General features: G+C 52.0%; 11 protein-coding genes, 2 tRNA genes and 1 CRISPR repeat array (1 of these 14 cut by a window edge). Of the genes, 8 read left to right on the forward strand and 5 right to left on the reverse strand.

Features of this window, described 5'->3' with window-relative positions; translation table 11 throughout:
* Window positions 1-11 precede the first annotated feature (11 nt).
* Window positions 12-1,412 carry a class II fumarate hydratase gene (locus EFB02_RS02145; RefSeq protein ID WP_122819947.1) on the reverse strand — a complete coding sequence of 467 codons (1,401 nt, stop codon included), beginning with the start codon at window positions 1,410-1,412 and terminating at the stop codon, window positions 12-14.
* Window positions 1,413-1,584: 172 nt separating this feature from the next.
* Between EFB02_RS02145 and EFB02_RS02150 the strand changes: the two genes are divergently transcribed.
* The gene (locus tag EFB02_RS02150; RefSeq protein WP_122819949.1) at window positions 1,585-2,466 is read left to right on the forward strand and encodes a hypothetical protein; all 882 of its coding nucleotides are present in this window, start codon (window positions 1,585-1,587) and stop codon (window positions 2,464-2,466) included.
* Between the two features lie 184 nt (window positions 2,467-2,650).
* On the opposite strand, the gene ppgK is transcribed toward EFB02_RS02150, so the two are convergent.
* The 3 genes from ppgK to EFB02_RS02165 form a co-directional block, all read right to left on the reverse strand.
* Complete coding sequence (ppgK, locus tag EFB02_RS02155; protein ID WP_122819951.1) at window positions 2,651-3,409, reverse strand: polyphosphate--glucose phosphotransferase; 759 nt, start codon at window positions 3,407-3,409, stop codon at window positions 2,651-2,653.
* Window positions 3,410-3,412: 3 nt separating this feature from the next.
* Window positions 3,413-4,324, reverse strand: a complete 912-nt coding sequence (gene map, locus EFB02_RS02160; protein WP_122819953.1) for a type I methionyl aminopeptidase — start codon at window positions 4,322-4,324, stop codon at window positions 3,413-3,415.
* Between the two features lie 155 nt (window positions 4,325-4,479).
* Window positions 4,480-5,304, reverse strand: a complete 825-nt coding sequence (locus EFB02_RS02165) for a substrate-binding domain-containing protein (RefSeq protein ID WP_122819955.1) — start codon at window positions 5,302-5,304, stop codon at window positions 4,480-4,482.
* A 193-nt stretch (window positions 5,305-5,497) separates the two neighbouring features.
* On the opposite strand from EFB02_RS02165, the gene pheS reads away from it, so the two are divergent.
* Together pheS and pheT are read left to right on the forward strand one after the other, a co-directional pair.
* On the forward strand, window positions 5,498-6,583 hold the full coding sequence (gene pheS, locus EFB02_RS02170; protein ID WP_122819957.1) for a phenylalanine--tRNA ligase subunit alpha: 1,086 nt from the start codon (window positions 5,498-5,500) through the stop codon (window positions 6,581-6,583).
* A 2-nt stretch (window positions 6,584-6,585) separates the two neighbouring features.
* Window positions 6,586-9,234, forward strand: a complete 2,649-nt coding sequence (gene pheT, locus EFB02_RS02175) for a phenylalanine--tRNA ligase subunit beta (RefSeq protein ID WP_122819959.1) — start codon at window positions 6,586-6,588, stop codon at window positions 9,232-9,234.
* A 94-nt stretch (window positions 9,235-9,328) separates the two neighbouring features.
* Here the strand turns inward: pheT and EFB02_RS02180 are convergent.
* Window positions 9,329-9,403, reverse strand: a tRNA-Ile gene (locus EFB02_RS02180).
* Between the two features lie 56 nt (window positions 9,404-9,459).
* On the opposite strand from EFB02_RS02180, the gene EFB02_RS02185 reads away from it, so the two are divergent.
* The 5 genes from EFB02_RS02185 to cas2 all read left to right on the forward strand — a co-directional run bounded on the left by EFB02_RS02185 (window position 9,460) and on the right by cas2 (window position 14,958).
* Window positions 9,460-9,978, forward strand: coding sequence for a hypothetical protein (locus EFB02_RS02185; protein ID WP_122819961.1), 519 nt, complete (start codon window positions 9,460-9,462; stop codon window positions 9,976-9,978).
* 39 nt (window positions 9,979-10,017) lie between these two features.
* Window positions 10,018-10,089: transfer RNA gene (locus EFB02_RS02190), tRNA-Asn, on the forward strand.
* A 293-nt stretch (window positions 10,090-10,382) separates the two neighbouring features.
* Window positions 10,383-13,733: a type II CRISPR RNA-guided endonuclease Cas9 gene (gene cas9, locus EFB02_RS02195; protein WP_160115352.1), complete on the forward strand. Its 3,351-nt coding sequence runs from the start codon at window positions 10,383-10,385 to the stop codon at window positions 13,731-13,733.
* An 11-nt stretch (window positions 13,734-13,744) separates the two neighbouring features.
* Window positions 13,745-14,632 (forward strand): type II CRISPR-associated endonuclease Cas1, encoded by an 888-nt coding sequence (cas1, locus tag EFB02_RS02200; protein ID WP_122819966.1) that lies wholly within the window; start codon window positions 13,745-13,747, stop codon window positions 14,630-14,632.
* A 5-nt stretch (window positions 14,633-14,637) separates the two neighbouring features.
* On the forward strand, window positions 14,638-14,958 hold the full coding sequence (gene cas2, locus EFB02_RS02205; protein ID WP_122819968.1) for a CRISPR-associated endonuclease Cas2: 321 nt from the start codon (window positions 14,638-14,640) through the stop codon (window positions 14,956-14,958).
* Window positions 14,959-15,009: 51 nt separating this feature from the next.
* Window positions 15,010-15,324: a CRISPR direct-repeat array (repeat unit 37 nt; unit sequence CAAGCATATCAGGGGTAAATAAGAACTGAATCCCAGC) (it continues 242 nt past the right edge of the window).

Below are 15,324 nucleotides of genomic sequence, written 5' to 3' on the forward strand. Positions count from 1 at the left end.
ATAGCTACTGCTTACTTACTGGCTTTCGGATGAGTCATATCGGCAACGTTGAGGGCATTATCTAGATCTGCCTCACTTATTTCTCCACGCTCGACAAACCCCAAATCCAGAGCCGATTCCTTTACTGTCATCTTTTCTTTCACCGCGTGTTTAGCGATTTTAGCGGCATTTTCATATCCGATGTAACGGTTAAGGGGAGTTACTATCGAAGCCGAAGATTCTGACAGTTCTAGACAACGCTCTGGGTTAGCTACGATTCCATCTACACAGCGTTCCGCGAGTAAACCAGCAACCGCTCCCAGGCAGTTAATCGACTCGAGCAGGTCAATTGCCATCACCGGCAGCATCACCAACAGGTCGAAGTTGCCTTGTGCGCCCGCGAAAGCGATCGTCTGGTCGTTACCAATAACCTGCGCAGCTACCTGTACGGTTGCCTCCGGCAAAACCGGGTTAATCTTTCCGGGCATAATCGAAGATCCCGGCTGCAAATCTGGCAAAGTGATTTCGCCGAGGCCGCAGCGCGGTCCGGAAGAGGCCCAACGTAGATCATTGGCGATCTTCACGAAGGAAACTGCTACTACCCGCAGCGCCCCCGACATCTCGACGAGGGAATCTTGCGCTGCTTGGGCTTCGAAATGGTTATCTGCTTGACGGAATGGCAAGTCCATATTTTCAGCGATGAGGGCAATAACGCGCTCTGAGAAACCTTCGGGAGTGTTAATTCCGGTACCGACGGCAGTACCCCCTAAAGGTAGCTCTGCTAGGTTCTTTTCCGCATCCTTGACCCGGTCAATCCCCTTGCGTACCTGAGCAGCATAACCGGAGAACTCTTGCCCCAGCATAATCGGGGTGGCGTCCATTAGGTGGGTACGCCCCGCCTTGACGATATTGGCAAACTCTTTGGCTTTCTTTTCTAGGCTGGTAGCCAGCTGATCCAGCTTCGGGAGTAGCGCGTGTTCGACTGCCTCGTAAGCGGCAATATGAATCGAGGAAGGGAAAACGTCATTAGAGGACTGGGAAGCGTTCACATGGTCGTTGGGGTGAACTTTGCTGCCCTTAAAACCGGTGGCCAAGGTAGCTACTACCTCGTTGGTGTTCATGTTTGAGGAAGTGCCGGAACCGGTCTGGAAAATATCAATCGGGAACTGGTCGTCATGCTTGCCAGCAATAACCTCTTCCGCACCTTTGACGATGGCATCGCGGGTTTCAGCATCGATCACCCCTAGTTCGGCGTTAGCAATCGCAGCTGCCCGCTTGATTTGTCCTAAAGCCGCGATGTGATGGCTGGAAAGGGTGCGTCCCGAAATCGGGAAGTTTTCTACCGCCCTTTGGGTTTGGGCTGCGTAGAGAGCATCTTTGGGAACTCGAACTTCCCCCATAGTGTCATGTTCGATGCGATATTCTTCGCTCACGTTTAGCTCCTTTAGTGTTTTTTTAAATACGGTTACTTACCTTCTAGCCTACCGGGGTTAGGTGCGAAGAACGTCCTAAAAATCCGGGGAAATACCTTTAAATTCGGCGCAGGTGTGATTTTGGAGGTGGAAGCACCTTAGACTGGGACTATCGACAGAAAGCAGGAGCAGTATGAGCAACGATGCCTCAGAGGATAAACCTACCGAATACCTGCCCGGTGGGGCAATGGAAAATGCCTATGTCCCCCATGGCCGTCAGGTTAATCGGCGGATTACTCGACGGGTAGCGCAACCGGAACCAGATAGCGCGGAGCAAAGAAAAATAGCGGTACCGAATCCACCTGAGGGTGCGCCCTCAACTACTCCTGCCGCTGTTGCTTTCGAAGGCCAACCGCCGACTGAAGTTATTCCTCCAGTGAACCATTCCCCAGTCGGTGGGGTGAGTGCCATGTCCTATCCGGATGGTAATAGTGGGGCTGTCCATACGCCATCCACCCAGGTTTTTGGAGGTTCTGGGGCACCTAATTCTGCTGCGGGAGCTGCCCCGGTTCGCAGGCAATCGATAGATCCTGCTGCCACCACTCCGCAAGTAGAGTCATACCCGCAGGGAATACCGCCCGCCTATGATCCAAAGTTTGATCCGGAACAGTTGCGGGAAGACCAAGAATACGAGGAAGAACGAGCAGATAAACGCCGTTTGGTAAAAGTAGCAGCGATAGTGACAGCAATTGTAGCCATCCTGGTTGGAGCAGTGGTGATTATTGCGATGACTATCTCCGCTAAAGAAGTGGTGCCGACCGAACAGCAAACTAGTCCGGTAGAGAGCGTTTCCACCAGTTCTTCGGTCCCTGAAGCTACCCGGACAACTACCCACACTCAGCAACCCACAACCAGTAAACCCATGACCAGTAAACCAGAACCTGAGCAACCGAGTGCGACGCAGAATACTCCTGCTGTCCCGTCTTCCCCCACGAAGGCGACACCTACTCCCGCTACTAATTCTCCAGGTACGGAAACCCCCAGTTCGGAACCTAGTGATCCTGCCGGAGACTAAGACATGGCGATGCAGTAAGTATTTGGGGAGCCCACGATTAACTCACTTTCTTTCAGGTCAACTTGTGAGTCTTCGAAGCGCGCATATCTAGCGCAGGACTCGATTTTTGGCAGGTAAAGAAGCACGCCCGGGGTCGGTGACTCCAGGCGTGATCTTGGAAAGTATCCAGGTAAAAGTGGGAAAACTATCCCTGTTTATGTTGGTGGGCAGCCCCGGCAGCCGCTGCCCCCACAATCCCAGCAGTATTCCGCAATTTGGCGGGAATAATTGGGGTGGAGATATCGATTAGGGGCAAGAATTTCTCGTGTTTGCGGGATACGCCGCCACCTACTACGAATAGATCCGGGCTAAAGAGTTTTTCCATTTCTTGGTAATACTTGGTTAGCCGTTTCGCCCATTTTTTCCAACCCAAATTTTCGCGTTTGCGCACCGCGGCGGAGGCGCGGGTTTCCGCATCATAACCGCCGATTTCGATATGTCCCAACTCAGTGTTGGGAAGCATTACCCCATCCACGAAAATCGCGGTTCCAATCCCGGTGCCTAAGGTAGTGAACACGGTGACTCCCGGCTGGTCTTTGAATACTCCGTACTGTTGTTCAGCTAGACCTGCAGCATCAGCGTCATTGAGGGTAGCTACTGGACGGCCAATAGCTCGCGAGAAAACTTCCACCGCGTTCTGTCCTACCCATTCCTGATCCAGGTTTGCCATGAAACGCACATTTCCGCCCGGAAGCGGACCGGGGAAACAAACTCCTACTGGTACGTCCTCGGGAAGCTCAAAATGAGCCAGTACTTCCGCGGCCGTTTTGGATACTGCCTGCGGGGTAGCTGGGTAGGGGGTATCAATCCGGAAACGTCCCTGGGTTAATTCTCCGGTCTCTAAATCGACTGGGGCGCCCTTAACGCCCGATCCCCCGATATCAATACCAAATGCGATAGCCATGAATTACTCCTTGCTAGGCAGAGTCAGAATTTGTGCACCATCTTCGGTTACTACCACAGTGTGTTCAAACTGAGCTGTGCGTGAGCGATCTTTGGTGACCACTGTCCATCCATTATGCCATTGTTCCCACTCGATTGTCCCTAGAGTAAGCATGGGTTCGATAGTAAACACCATTCCTGGCTCCATTACGGTGTCATAGGAAGGAGCACAATCATAATGAGGGACAATCAGACCGGAATGAAAGGCTTCGCCGACGCCGTGACCAGTGAAGTCGCGTACCACTCCGTAACTAAAACGCTTCGCATAGGCATTAATTACCCGGCCAATAATGTTAATTTCACGTCCTGGCTTAACCGCTTTAATTCCACGCATCATGGCGTTATAGGTGCGTTCTATCAGGAGCTGGGATTCTTTATCTACCTGACCAACGCTAAACATGGCGCAAGTATCCCCATGTACCCCGTCCTTGTAGGCAGTAATATCCACGTTGATAATATCGCCTTCCTGCAGTGGCTTATCATCGGGTATTCCATGGCAAATTACTTCATTCACCGAGGTACATAGGGATTTAGGGAACCCCATATAGTCTAGGCAAGACGGGTAGGCGCCCTGCGCAACGATATAGTCGTGACCGATTTTATCCAGTTCATCGGTAGTTATCCCCGGGCGAACGGCCTTTCCTACCAGCGCGAGAGCATCGGCCGCAATCCGTCCGGCAGCGCGAATCTTTTCGACAGTTTCCGGGGTTTTAGTGTCAGAGGCGGTGATTCGTTCGGGACCGTCATGAAAAAGGTATTCGGGACGCTCGATTTCTTTGGGAACATCCAACTTGGGGCTAACATTTCCAGCCTCTTGATTTCCGAGTGGGGCGCGTTCAGCTAGTTCTTTCAGGCTAAGTCCTTGGTATTCATTCATGTCTCCATCCTACGCGGGCAGGCAAATGTATCAGACTTAAAACATTCGTCGATGTAAGGATACGTAAAAGGGAAAGCACCGGCAGTTTTAAGGAATCTTAGGACTAACGCGCAAGTTTGAAACAGGCAGAATAGCTGGGTCGGAGCCGGTAAACACTAAAGGGAGTCGCGGGGAATGTACTGCAGCAGTTTCCCACTGGGAGCTTGACCGAGGTTGAGGTCATCGCCCTCGCGCTGCGCAATATGCATCAGCTCTTGGTAGGCGAGCGCCTGAGTATCAACCTTTATGGAAGATATAGGAGGTCGTGATACCTGGCCGGCAGGAGAATCGAAGCCGCCCACAACTGAGCCGTCCTGGGGAACCATCCTGCCGCATTCGCGTAGTCCATGCACAATTGCCATCGCAGTCGTATCGTCAATCGCGCAGAATCCATCCAAACTGGGGTGCTTTTGCGAAGCCCCTAACAGGTAGGAAGCAATGCTAGCGGGATCTTCGGGGAGTGCTAGTTGGATAGGAGCCGCGAGCCCTGTAGCCTGGCACACCATTTGAGCAAAGAAGAAATAGACGGTAGCGGCATTTTCAGGGTATTTACCCTGCCAGTGCACGAAAGCTAGATGGCGACGATTTCGTTTTACTTGGGCATCCACCTGAAGTTTAGCCATCTGGAAGGTAACTAAACTAGCGGGATTTTGCCGATCCTTCCCCTGTAGCAAAGAATCAATAACCGTTGCCCCGCATTTTGTTAGTTCCCCCAAAGTCTTGTCATCCAGCGGGAAAAGCGGCAAAACGGCGGCGTCCGTTCCCCTGATAGTAGAAAGTAAATTATCGGGATGATCTTCTAAGTGAACTGTGCAAACGACGCTAATCCCCGCGCGGGCAAGCATAATTGTCATGTCGCGAAGTAAGCCAGAGTGAACCTCGCCAATATCGACAGAAGGCACAACGATATCGACCTTCGTTTTTCCAGCTAGCGTCGCCAAAGTGCCTCCTCAATTGCAAGTTTGATTTCATTCTACATATTAACGCTGTTAATCGTGCCTATCTTCACTCAATATCTTTATGACATTTACGTCTACGGAAAGTTTGATTTGTGGCCTGAAATTACCCCCGAATTTGCTTGGCAACTAAAGTGTAAGACAAACGAGACAACAAATATTTAAGAAAGGTGAACCTGTGTCTGACGCGACCACACCTATCTCCCCGCTAGATCAAGAGGGAATAGCCCAGGCAGTTGCGGCTGCGGAAGCCGATTTTTCTGCTGCCGGCTCACTAGAAGAATTAAAGAGGGCGCGTGGGGCTCACCTGGGCGATAACGCGCCCATCATCCTGGCTAACCGGGAGATTCGCAACCTTGATAAGGCGGACAAAGCCCAGGCAGGAAAGAACCTGGGTGGGGCTAAAAAACAGTTACATGCCGCCTATGACCAGTGTCTAGCTGCCCTCGAGAAGGAAAAAGAAGCCCAAACCCTGGCGGCGGAGGCACTGGACGTAACCCAGGTAGCGCGGCGTTACCCGCAAGGCGCCCGCCATCCCCTAGAAACCTTGATGGAAGATATTTCTGACTTCTTCGTCTCTATGGGGTGGGAAATCGCGGAAGGTCCGGAAGTTGAACACGAATGGTTCAATTTTGATTCTCTCAATATCGACCCGGATCACCCGGCGCGGCAAGAACAAGACACTCTCTATATTGATGGACGCTCCTTGGGGGGAGAAACCCCAGGTGAGGGCAAACTGGTATTGCGCACCCATACTTCGCCGGTGCAGGCGCGAGTTATGCTTTCACGGGGAGTACCGGTCTATATTGCCTGCCCTGGGAAAGTTTTCCGCGCCGATGAACTTGATGCTACCCACACCCCGGTTTTTCACCAGGTAGAGGGGCTTGCAGTCGATAAAGGTCTGACTATGGCGGATCTTAAAGGCACCCTGGATCATTTCGCGCAATCCATGTTCGGGATGGAAGCCAAAACCCGGTTACGTCCCTCCTTCTTCCCCTTCACTGAGCCCAGCGCAGAAATGGATCTGTGGTTCCCGCAAAAGAAAGGCGGGCCAGGGTGGATTGAATGGGGTGGGTGCGGCATGGTCAACCCGAACGTGCTGGTCGCCTGCGGAATCGACCCGGATGTGTATTCCGGTTTCGCCTTCGGGATGGGGATTGAGCGCACCTTGATGCTGCGACATGGAATCACTGATATGCACGATATTGTCGAGGGCGACGTGCGATTTTCTAAACAGTTCGGTACTACCGGAAGGGGAAACTAGCAATGCCATTTGTAGCGCTTGATTGGCTAAAAGATCACGTCGAGGTAGTGCCGGGCACGGATATCAAACAGCTTTCCTATGACCTGGTAAAGGTAGGTTTGGAAGAGGAAACGATTCATCCGGCCTCGGTAATCGGGCCCTTGGTGGCGGGAAGAGTGTTAACTCTCGATGCCCAGGAACAATCCAATGGGAAAGTTATTAACTATTGCCGAGTAGATGTTGGCGAGTTTAACGATCGTCCCGGTGAAGGTAAAGAGCCCTCTGAGCTACCTAGTCGCGGCATTATTTGCGGCGCCCACAATTTTAAAGTTGGTGATTTGGTAGTGGTTTCGCTGCCGGGAGCGGTTCTGCCGGGTGATTTCCAGATTGCGGCTCGCAAAACCTATGGACATGTTTCTGACGGGATGATTTGTTCTCAGCGGGAATTAGGTATTGGCGATGACCACAACGGGATTATCGTCCTGGAACAGTTGCTACCCGAAAAGGCCGCAGCCGGGGAGCTGCCCGCTCCTGGCGAATCAGTGATTGAATTGTTGGGATTAGGGGAAGAAACCCTAGAAATCAATATCACCCCTGATCGCGGTTACTGTTTCGCAATGCGCGGGGTGGGACGCGAATACGCCCATTCCACGGGAGCTAAATTCACTGACCTGGGGCTGGCAGAAAATCTGCCTTCCGGGGCAGTACCGGCGGCCACCGAGGATGGATTTGCGGTTAAAGTCGCAGACGAGGCGCCGGTTAACGGCAAGGTTGGGTGTGATCGTTTCGTCACCCGCATTGTGACCGGCATTGATGCCCAGGCTGCAACGCCGGATTGGATGGTACGTCGCCTAGAGCAGGCGGGGATGCGTTCTATTTCTTTGGCGGTAGATGCCACCAACTATGTGATGCTGGATTTGGGGCAGCCCCTGCATGCCTACGACCTGGATAAAGTATGCGAGCCGATCGTAGTTCGCCGGGCAAAAGCCAGCGAAAAGCTAACTACCCTCGACGAGGTAGAGCGCAGCCTGGATCCCGAAGATTTACTGATTACCGACTCCCCGGAAGGTGTGGAAGGTTCCCGTGTGCTGGGGCTGGCCGGAGTTATGGGAGGCGCCTCCACCGAAGTGACTGTCGATACCGTGAATGTACTGGTAGAAGCGGCACATTTCCACCCCACTTCGATTGCGCGTACTGCGCGGCGGCATAAACTGCCTTCCGAAGCTTCCAAACGTTTTGAACGTGGCGTGGATTTCGAGCTAGCACCGGTAGCTGCCCAGCGGGTAGTAGATATTCTGGTGGAATACGGTGGAGGCACCGACAGTGGGCGGGTCAGCGACCTCAATAACACTAAGCCGTTTGCGCAAATCGTAATGCCGCTGCACGAACCGGCACGGCTAACCGGGGTGGAATATGATCAGGAAACCATCACTCGCCTGCTAAAAGACGTGGGATGTCAGGTGCAGGTGGAAGACGGCAAGGTGATTGCCCAACCGCCTTCTTGGCGCCCCGATTTAACCGGACCGGCACACCTAGTAGAAGAAATTGCTCGGCTGGCCGGCTATGACACTATTCCTTCGCGCAGGCCGCGCCCGATTGCCGGACGTGGATACACTCCCAAGCAGCGGGCTCGCCGGGATGTGGGGCGGGCACTGGCGCAAGGCGGCCTGGTGCAGGTACTTTCGTATCCCTTTATTTCCGAGGACGTATTTGACGCTGAACTGCTAGGGGAAAAGGATGTGCGCCGCCAAGCGGTGCGGGTAGCAAACCCACTGGCAGACGATCAGCCGTTGCTGCGCACTTCCTTGCTCGATACTTTGCTGGGGGTTGCCCGGCGCAATATTGCCCGCGGCAATGAGCAATGCGCGATATTTGAGACCGGTTTGGTTACTCGAGGGATGGGAACTGAACTCACCGGTTCTTTCGGGGTGGAACAAAAACCGGATCCCGATCAGCAGCGCGCCCTCGAAAAAGGAGTTCCTTACCAGCCTGAACATATCGCCGGTGTTCTAGTGGGACAAGCGGAACTTGCCGGTGCGCTGGGCACTGGACGCCCCTATGATTGGGCGGACGCGTTGGAATTCGTCCATACGGTGGCGCAAACTTTGGCGGTACCGCTGCGCGTGCAAGGCAAAGATGGTCGCCAGCGTTTAGCCAACGATAACGTGATGGGCGAGCCGGGTTCGCCCGAAGCAGTCGCACCCTTCCATCCGGGGCGTTGCGCCCGGATCGTGGTGCGGGGTGCCTGCGTTGGGTTGGCAGGGCAGCTGCACCCGGCAGTTTGCCGCAACTTCGGGTTGCCGGAATCTGCTTGTGCGTTCGAGATCGACTTCGAGAAGTTCACTGCCGCTATGCCGAAGAAAGATTTGCAGGTGAAGCCAGTGTCCTCCTTCCCGCCCGCGAAAGAAGATATCGCGTTGGTGCTGGATGCCGATATTCCCGCAGCTGATGTGCAGCAGGTGATTGAGAAACAGGCGGGAGATTTGCTAGAGGAAGTACGTCTTTTCGATGTTTTCAGTGGCGACCAGCTGGGCGAAGGCAAGAAGTCATTGGCGTTCTCGGTGAAGATCCGCTCTGGGGAAGGCACGCTCAGTGCTAGCGAGATTCAGGCAGTACGCACCCGGATCATCAAGGCTACCGCGAAGAAGTTTAAGGCTACTTTACGCGCCTAACAAAGATAATCCTTGGCGGCGGTGAGGGCGTAAACTCGCCCTCACCGCTAAAAATATCAAAAGTGAACGGCGTGGGGAGCAAGGAATACATGGGTGCCCCGTGCGGGACTTGAACCCGCGACCCACGAATTATGAGTTCGCTGCTACTAACCAACTGAGCTAACGGGGCGAATCTAGCCTACCGGATAGCGGGCGGATTATTTAATTTCGTCTAGGGTGGAGAACGTGATCAACATTTTGCGAAAGTTGCAGAGGCGCAGGATTCCGTATGCGGTTAAAACCGTCCTCACCTCCTCTGATAGGGTTTTTGATTTCTTGGAGGTAGCGGAGGATTGCTTCCTGGTGGTGACCATGCAGGCATTAATAGAAGTGGAATCTGGGCAGGTAAAGTCCCGTTTTGGCTGGGATGAAGTTTCTCACGTCCGTTGGGATAGCGAGGCGGGCACGCTGCGGATTGCTTTTCATGAGGGCGAAGATATGATTCTTTCTCCTGTAGAGGCACCTAAACACAACTTTATGGACATCATTCGGGAAGCGCTCAGCGAGGCGCAGGTCTTCATCACTCCGCTGGAGCTACCTTCTGGTCAGAGAGTTAGCGCACAGATTCTGCGTGACGATAACCGCAATTTACGTTTACAGCCGCCTATATCAAGCTTCGAAAACCTGGGTGACCAGCAGTATTTACGTTCGGTAGTGGCTGAATGGGAACAGAAATTGGGGATTGTTATAGACGTGGAAGATTAGGAATTTTTCGCTCTCTCACGGTAGGCTTATTCAAGTCGATCCCCCATAGCTCAATGGTAGAGCATTCGACTGTTAATCGAAGGGTTACTGGTTCGAGTCCAGTTGGGGGAGCTCAAAACCTCAGTGCTTGCTGGCGCTGAGGATTTTTTATTTTAATGCTGGTGATAGGGGCGGTCGAAGCTAATGTCAGGTGGGCGTTTTCCCTGATAAATAACGCTGCTAAGCAGAATTGCTTGCTCTTTTTTAAATTTGACCTTAGAGTTAAAGAGAACTGAATCTCAGTAAGCTTCGCCTCGTTAGCGAAGTTGAATGCTCAGCCTTTTGGCTATTATTTCCACTCCATCTTTTTGGGGTGGAAGTGTGTTTTCTCCCACTTTCCTATGTTGTTTGCTTATCCTTGTTCTATGAACGACAAGGAAATTTCCCCTAAAGATAAGCGGCGTTATCGGATTGGCATTGATGTAGGGAGGAACTCTACTGGCTTCTGTGCTCTCGAGATTGATGATGACGACAATCCGATTTCCTTTTTGAATCTTTCAGTGCTGCTGCACGATGCCGGGGTTGGTAAAGACGGCGGTAAAACTCAGGAAACTCGGAAGGCTATTTCTGGAAGAACTCGCAGAGCGCGCCGTCTGATTAGGAACAGGCGGAGGCGGCTCGCGGAGTTGGATAAGTTTTTGGCTGATCTCGGTTGGCCGCTACCGGATTTGGAAAAGTATCCCGACCCGCACGAACCGTGGAAAGTCCGTGCCCTGCTGGTTGAGGAATATATAGAGGATGAGCGGCTACGCCAGGAAAAATTGGCGATTGCGATCCGACATATAGCGCGGCATCGAGGCTGGCGCTCGCCTTGGGTGTCGGTTAGCAGTCTGCATGTTTCGCACCCGGAATCCGATGAAGTCGTTGCTTTGCAGTCGCGAGTTGCAGAAAAAACTGGGCGAATTTTGCCTGAGGGTTTAACCCCGGGACAGCTGCTTTACCTGCTTGATCGCGGGGAAAAGATACGCGGGGATGCCGGTATTTTGGCTGGTAAACTCCTACAAAGCGATTACGCCACAGAACTAAAAAAGATCTTTTCCCGTCAGAAAATAAGTGAAGATTTGGGGGATCAGTTAATCGATAGAGTTTTTGCGTCAATATCACCCAAGGGTAGCGCTGCCGAAAAGGTGGGGAAAGATGCTTTGCCAGGGCAGGAACATTTAGATCGCGCGGAAAAGGCACATCCGGCTTTTCAGCGTTATCGAATCGCCACCATTATTGCTAATCTGCGGATTCGCGAGGGTGAGGATGGACAGAAAGAACGTCGCTTGACTGGCGAAGAAATGAGTTCTTTGTTCAAGTTTTTAAGCGACCCAGACCGCAAGAAGGTTCCCACCTGGATAGAGGTGGCTAAAGTTTTAGGGATCGAGCGTCAGGATTTGCTCGGAACAGGGAAATTGACGGCGGATGGAGAGCGAACCGGGAATACTCCGCCGGTTGATGAAACGAATATCCGTTTGACTAAGTGCAGCATCAAGCCAGTCCAACAGTGGTGGCGCGCAGCTAGTTACCAGGAACGATGTGCGTTTATTGAGCAGATTTCTCGCGCATCCTCACCCGGGGAAGCTACCAGCCGCGAAGAACAGATAGCTGCTGATTTTGTTGCCAGTCTGAATGATCAAGACTTAGAGAAATTGGAGTCATCGGTGAGGCTTCCAATCGGCAGGGCGGCCTATTCAGTAAAAAGCTTGGGGCGAATAACCGAACGAATTTTGGCCGATAATGTCGACTTGCAGCAGGCACGGGAAGTAGAGTTCGGGGTTTCCCCGGAGTGGAAGCCTCCCGCAGTTCCGGTGGGTGAACCGGTGGGAAATCCAGTGGTTGATCGGGTTTTGAAGGGCGTTAATCGCTGGTTGCTGCGAGCAGAAGCCGAATGGGGCATACCTCAACAGGTCAATATCGAGCACGTACGGGAAGCGTTCATGTCTAAGGCGAAGGCAAATGAACTGCAACGTTTCCAAACACACCGTTTTAAGAAGAACGAGGAGGCGCGGCAGCAGATAGAGGGGAGCCAGAATCTTTCAGGATTGCCCCGTATCGCTGCGATTCGCAAGCAACAAGCGCTGCAGCGGCAACATTGCGAGTGTCTCTACTGTGGAACCCATATTACTTTTGCCACTGCCGAAATGGATCACATCGTCCCACGGCGAGGGGTGGGATCTACGAATACTCGGGATAATCTGGTGGCGGTTTGTAGGCGATGTAACCAAGAGAAAAGCAATATTCCTTTCGCGGTTTGGGCTGCTCAAACAAATATTCCGGGGGTTAGCCAGAAGGAGGCGATTTCTCGGGTAAAAGGTTGGTTTACCGATACCTCTGTCCAGGATGATAAACGTTTACGGGCGGGGGTGATTGACAGGTTATCGCGCACCAAAGCAGATCCCGAGATTGATAACCGCTCTATGGAAGCAGTCAGTTGGATGGCGCGTGAACTGGCTCATCGAATTGAGCAGCGTTATCGCACCTCGCACGGTCAGTTGGCTACAGGGAATGACACTGGCGGAGGGGAAGAACTGCAGTCTGACAATAAAGTTAAGGTACGAGTGTTTAATGGCTCGATTACTGCTGCTGCCCGTAGAGCTTCAGGTTTTGAAGGACGAGTTAATCTGATTGGTGGACGAGGAAAAACCCGTCTGGACAGGCGCCATCATGCTATGGATGCCGCCACCATCGCGATGATGCGCCCCGCAGTAGCGCAGACTCTGGTGGAGCGAGAAAACCTGCGGCGTGGCCAGATTATGGCTGGTGGTGAGCAAAATTGGAAGAGCTGGAATGGTAGCACTTTTGCTCAGCAAAAGATCTATGCGGTTTGGCTAGAGCAGATGCGTTATCTGACAGAAATCTATAACCAAGCATTGGCTGATGACCAGATTCCAGTGTTCTCCAATTTCCGGTTGCGGCTCGGGGACGGGAAACTGCATGAGGAAGTGAAGAAACTTCATTGTAAACAACTTGGTGATGCCTGGTCGATGTATGATATTGATCGGGCAGAAACCCCCGCTTTGTGGTGTGCTTTGACCCGCTTGCCTGACTTTGTGTGGGCAGAGGGACTGCCGGCTAATCCGGAACGAAAAATAGTGGTTAATGGCAGTCATTTTGCTGCAGATGACAGTGTCGGAATTTTTCCAACTAATGCCCCTATGATGAAGCTGCGCAACGGCTGCGTGGAGGTGGGAACTTCTATCCACCACGCGCGGATTTACCGAATTGTGGGCCGTAAGAAACCGGTATATGCGATGCTCAGGGTATTTACGGTTGATTTACCGAATAAAGCTGGGGTTGATCTATTTCAGGTTGATTTGCCAGAACAAAGTATTTCGGTGCGTAATGCCGAAATGAAGTTACGGGAGGCTTTCCGGGAAGGCAATGCCGAGTATCTGGGTTGGCTAGTAGTCGATGACGAGCTGGAACTGGATTTATCTGCGGAAAGAAAAGGAGCAATTGCAGAGCTACTGTCAGAATATCCCGGAATTCCGCGTTGGTCGGTAGATGGGTTCCCATCTAATGGCAGATTTAGGTTGCGTCCACTTTATTTGGCTGGAGAAGGAATGCCGGAAGATGCCCTGCCAGGTACTCAAGAAATTTTACAAAAACAAGGGTGGAGACCGACAGTCAATAAGCTATTTTCAACCTGCAATTCTAAGGTAATCCGACGTGACGTGCTCGGAAATATCCGCAAGGATTCCTCGCGACTCCCCAGTAGCTGGTCTGTGTAGGAGGGGGAAGCATGGCTGCCTGGCGGATTATTGATTTAACGCAGTTTTCTGGGTCGGTTTCCTCGAAAACAGGAGCTATAGTCTTACATCCAGAAGACAAACCGCAGGTGACTCTACCAGTAGCTGATGTTGCGGTGGTTCTTATCGGGATGGGAGTTCACTTCTCCGGAGCTGTGCTGCATCGCTTAACCGCTGCAGATGTGTGTGTATTGCTCTGCGATTGGCGCTGTATTCCCGAGGCAGGAGCCTTTGCTTGGCGTCCCCATTCCCGAGTAGCTGCGCGACGAGTGGCACAGGCAGGTATGAGCGTTCCTAAACAAAAAACTGCGTGGAAAGCAGTGGTTAGGCGAAAAATAGAAAATCAAGCGAAAACTTTGCTGCTGTGTGGCAAAGGTAAAGACAGCAAAAAATTGTTGGAGTTGGTAAGCCTGGTACGCTCTGGCGATCCGGATAACACCGAAGGCAGAGCGGCCCGCTATTATTGGTCGGCGCTGTTCGGAAAAGGGTTCTCGCGTCAACCAGGGTTGGGCAATGGCATCAATTCTATGCTGGACTATGGTTATACGATAGTGCGCGGTCACGGGGTTAGAGCGGTGCTAGCTGCCGGTTTAGAACCGTCACTGGGGATATTTCATCACAATCGAGCTAATCTGTTTTGTTTGGTTGATGATTTGATGGAAATCTTTAGACCGTTGATTGATTTGGAGGTTTATCGCCTTGAAAAGGCCGGTAAATCTTCCGTGGCTGATTGCAAAGCTGAGCTGGTGGCGGCGGCCAGTAACCAGTATCGCGATGATGGTATCGGTATTCCTGCCGCTTTTGAGGATCTCGCTCAGTTATTTGGCCTTTATATAGAGAGTCAGGTAAGAAGCTTTTCTCCTCCTAAATGGTTTAAGTAGTTTCTATGAGTAAGAAACCCATGTGGTGCCTGGTGATGTTCGATTTGCCGGTGGATACCGCCCGCCATCGGCGCGAAGCAAACGCATACCGGCGAATGCTTTTGGACCTAGGGTTCAGCATGGTGCAGTTCAGTGTCTACGCAAAGTACACTCCGGCAGGTTTAAGTGACGTATCCACCATCGGCCAAGTCCGTGCCGGTATTCCTCCCGAAGGAAACGTTCGTATGATCTTCTTAACGGATAAGCAATGGTCTCGGACGTTTCATTTTTCCAACGGAACCTCTAGCAAAGCAGAGGAAAAACCGGAACAACTATCAATTTTTTAAGGAGAATTTGGGTGCAAAACCCTATATAAGCAGGGATTATTTACCCCTGCTCAAGCATATCAGGGGTAAATAAGAACTGAATCCCAGCTCCGCCAGGCTATCCCGGACGGGATACCCAAGCATATCAGGGGTAAATAAGAACTGAATCCCAGCAGATTAGCGAGGTCGTTGGTACCGCCTAACAAGCATATCAGGGGTAAATAAGAACTGAATCCCAGCCTCGAGAGTTGGCGCAGTATTTACCGTCCAAGCATATCAGGGGTAAATAAGAACTGAATCCCAGCGGAGCATGAGCACATTAACCACACCCTTCAAGCATATCAGGGGTAAATAAGAACTGAATCCCAGCATGAAAGGGGAATATTT

Source organism: Varibaculum vaginae (assembly GCF_900604285.1).
In the GTDB taxonomy this organism is placed as follows: Bacteria; Actinomycetota; Actinomycetes; order Actinomycetales; family Actinomycetaceae; genus Varibaculum; species Varibaculum vaginae.